2 protein-coding genes are annotated in these 2553 nt (G+C 35.0%); both read right to left on the bottom strand.

All coding sequences use genetic code 11. From position 1 onward, the window contains the following. Window positions 1–56 precede the first annotated feature (56 nt). Window positions 57–2123 carry a PAS domain S-box protein gene (locus F6K22_RS38430; RefSeq protein WP_293110150.1) on the bottom strand — a complete coding sequence of 689 codons (2067 nt, stop codon included), beginning with the start codon at window positions 2121–2123 and terminating at the stop codon, window positions 57–59. A gap of 56 nt (window positions 2124–2179) precedes the next feature. Beyond that, the coding region (locus tag F6K22_RS38425) for a response regulator (RefSeq protein ID WP_293110149.1) at window positions 2180–2553 on the bottom strand (374 nt) is incomplete at its 5' end.

Genomic DNA, 2553 nt, shown 5'->3' with positions numbered 1-2553 from the left:
TAAAAAGATCTTTCCTGCTCCCTATTCCCTATTCCCTATTCCCTACTTTTACAACTTTAATCCAAAATTGGTAAAGCGACAAAAAAAGTGCTGCCCTTTCCCAAAGTGCTTTCTGCCCAAATTTGGCCTTCATGTTGTTGTACAATACTACGACAAATAGCTAAACCCAAACCAGTGCCTCCCTTTTGGCGAGAGTCAGAAGCATCAACCTGTTGAAAGCGACCAAAAATACTTTCTATCTTGTCAGCAGGAATACCTCTACCTCGATCTTTGACCATGATTAAAAGTTGATAATCATAGTTAATTCTACAAGTTGGTGCTAAAGCACAATCGCTGTGAATCCCGGAAGTCAAGTTATTTGAGCGATCGGCTTGATTTTGATTGATTTGTTGTTTGCTAGCAGTTAACCATACAGTTTTTCCTGTAGAGGAATATTTGATAGCATTACTCAGTAGGTTAGTCAAAGTTTGAATTAATTTGTCAGCGCATCCCCACAGCTTAGTATCTATTGGTGTTACTGATAAATTAACTCCTGTTTTCTCTGCTATAGGTTGCATTTCATTTGCTGCTTGCATCATTAACTCAGAAACATTGCAAGTTTGTTTGACCATTGTGACTTGATTAGAATGAAGACGCTCTAAGTCTAAAATGTCGTTGACCAACCTTACTAAACGGTCAGTGTTAGCAACAGCAATATCTAGCATTCTTCTACCTCTTTCTGGTGCTTGATTTAGTAATCCACTTTTGAGTAAAGCTAAAGCACCGTGAATGGAAGCTAGAGGAGTGCGCAATTCATGACTAACTACAGAAATAAATTCATCTTTCATCTGTTCGATGGCGAGTCGATCTGTGATATCTTTAAATGTCACAACTGCACCGATAATTTTTCCCTGTTCTACAATAGGTGTGCTAACGTATTCTACGGGAAAAAATGAGCCATCTCGTCGCCAAAAAAAATCATCAGTAACTTGACAAACTATTCCTTTTTCTAAGGTTGTTTTAACTGGACAAGGTTGAGTATTTTTTTGTGTCGAAATTATGTCAAGTTTCTTGTTAGTTTTACCTCCATAAATTATGAAACTCCAGTCATTATTTACCAGTTCTTTAATTGTATAACCAGTCATTCTTGCTGCGGCAGGATTAACAAAAGAAATTTTCCTAAACATATCTATTACACAAATTCCCTCTCCTGCTGAGTCTAAAATTAATTGATGTTGGTGACGGAGTTGTTCCAAAGATTGTTCTACCTGTTTGCGATCGCTAATGTCACGGGCAATAGTTGATACTCCTATAACATTATCTTGAGTGTCTTTAATTGGAGATATTGTTAAAGCTACATCTATGTGTTTCCCATCTTTTCTGAGATGTACAGTTTCATAATTATCTATACCGATACCAGCAGTAATATTTGCTAAAATTTGAGGGATTTCATTGGGTCTTTCTGGTACAGCTAACATTGAAATAGAACGACCTTTTACTTCAGTTAGAGAGTAACCATAAATTTTTTCTGCTCCTGAATTCCAACTATGGATAATTCCTGTTAAAGTATTACCAATTATTGCATCATTAGAGGATTCTACTATGGAAGCTAATCTCATCATGGCTTTTTCTGTTTGCTTTTGCTCTGTAATGTCACGCCCTAAAACGACAATTCCATTCCGTTTTCCATCTTCATAAAATAACGGCACTTTAATAACATCATAAATTTTTACAGTTCCATCTTTTTTCTGAATTACCTCTTCACCCCTTGACAAACTTCTTTTGTTCCATGCTTCTCGATCGCTATATTGGCAATTTAAAAGAGCGTCTTGATAAAAAGGACTGCTTTCTGCCAGTTCTCCATCTGACTTACCATGATAGTCTAGTTTTTCTATATCAAATAATTCTAGCATTGACTTATTAGCTTCTAGCCATTTTCCTGTACCATCTTTAAAACAAACAATATCTGGCATCGCATTAATTAAAGTGCGAAGCTTTAGAGAAGTTTCTTGGTATGTTTTAACCAGTTCTTGTAAAGCTTTTTCTGCTCGTTTACGTTCCCCTATTTCCATTTTTAATTGAGCATTAGTAGCTTTGAGAGATGCTATTAAATCTGTTTTATTTTCCGTGGTATCTTTAATCATTTTTATTCACCATTCTTAACTTTTAAAAAAATATTAAGTTCATATTTATTAATCGATCACAATCTAATACTTGGACTACGTTTAATCCGATTAATAACACGAGTTATCAACTCAGAATATTTAAAAGGTTTACTAATATAATCATCTGCACCAGCAGCAAATATTTGATTATGAATATTAGGATATTTGTGAGCTGTGATAAATACAACAGGAATCCTATTCCAATGAGGATCGTTACGAATAACTTTACACAAATCTATGCCATTAAAATGTGGCATTTCTATATCTAAAATTAATAAATCTGGGACTGTATCTTCCAAAGTTTTCCAGAAATCTCGTTCATCATTCAGGGTGACGGCTTTAATTCCCCACTGCGTTAGTATGTGTTTGATAATCTCTAAAGTTGACCAATCGTCATCTACTATCATAA

This window comes from Okeania sp. SIO2F4, from assembly GCF_010672385.1.
Taxonomy (GTDB): Bacteria; Cyanobacteriota; Cyanobacteriia; order Cyanobacteriales; family Microcoleaceae; genus Trichodesmium.
The sequence above is the reverse complement of the archived record's forward strand: the minus strand, read 5'-3'. Positions and strand labels throughout refer to the sequence as shown.